Genomic DNA, 1222 nt, shown 5'->3' with positions numbered 1-1222 from the left:
CTATTCGGCGCGCTTTATCCATGACGTGTTCTTTAATGGCGAGCCGATAAACCTGCCCAAGTACCCGCCCCATGAGCCGCCGCGCTACATGAAGGTGCCGGTGGAAATTCTGGTGGCGCTGTGTGTGGCGGTGGGCGTGTTTCCGGCGCTCACCGTGGCGGGCCTGCTGGCGGTGGCGGCTGCTGCCACGCTGGGAGGCGACTTGCCGGAATACCACCTGGCGATCTGGCATGGTTTTAATTTGCCGCTGGTGATGAGTTTTATTGCCCTGTTCGGTGGCATCTTTATCTATTCCCAGCGTCGCCGCTTGTTTGACCTGTGGGCGCGCTTGCCCGAGGTGGATGCCAAACTGGTGTTCGAAGGGCGAATTCAGCAGCTGGGGCGGGTGGCCAGTGCCATTACCGGGCGGCTGCAGAACGGGTCGCTACAGAGTTATGTGGCCTGGGCGGTCACGCTGGTGGCGGTGATTCTGCTTACCCAGATGTGGCACCTGCCGGCGCTGAGCCTGGATGTGGGCATGTTGCCTATGGATGGGGTGGCGATCTTGTGTACCGCCATGTTGGTGGCGGCGGCCCTGCTGACCACGTTCCTGCACCGCCACCGGATGACGTCGATCATGTCGTTGAGTGTAGTGGGGTTGATGGTGTCACTCCTGTTTGTGCGCTTCTCGGCGCCGGATCTGGCGCTGACCCAGTTATCGGTGGAGGTGGTCACCATGCTGCTGCTAATGCTGGCCATGTACTTCCTGCCGGTGCGTACCCAGGTGGAATCGTCGTCGGTGCGGGTGTTGCGCGATGTGCTGCTAGCGCTTGTTGTGGGCGCCGGTGTGGCGGTGCTGGCCTTCCTGGTGATGACCGGGGAAACCACAACCATCAGCCAGTTCTTTATGGATAACAGCAAGTCTGGTGGTGGCGGCACCAATGTGGTCAACGTGATTCTGGTCGATTTCCGGGGCTTCGATACCTTTGGGGAAATCACCGTGCTGGGCGTTGCCGCCATGGGTATTTATGCGCTGCTCAAGGATCTGAACCTGGCATCGGCCAAGTACGACTCGCTGGGGCGCCCCTGGGCTGCGGATGCGCATCCGCTGGTGTTGGTGACCATTTCCCGGCCCTTGTTGCCGCTGGCGCTGCTGATTGCGGTGTATATTTTCCTGCGCGGGCACAATCTGCCCGGTGGCGGCTTCGTGGCCGGGTTGATCACGTCGGTGGCGCTGGTTCTG

1 protein-coding gene is annotated in these 1222 nt (G+C 61.1%); it reads left to right on the top strand.

Features of this window, described 5'->3' with window-relative positions; translation table 11 throughout:
• Positions 1 to 1222, top strand: a 1222-nt coding sequence (gene mbhE, locus A3754_RS22305) for a hydrogen gas-evolving membrane-bound hydrogenase subunit E (protein ID WP_156497149.1), incomplete at both ends; no start/stop codon positions are given.

It is taken from the genome of Alcanivorax sp. HI0083, assembly GCF_001635175.1.
Note: the sequence above shows the minus strand (reverse complement) of the source record. Positions and strands in the feature narration are given on the sequence as shown.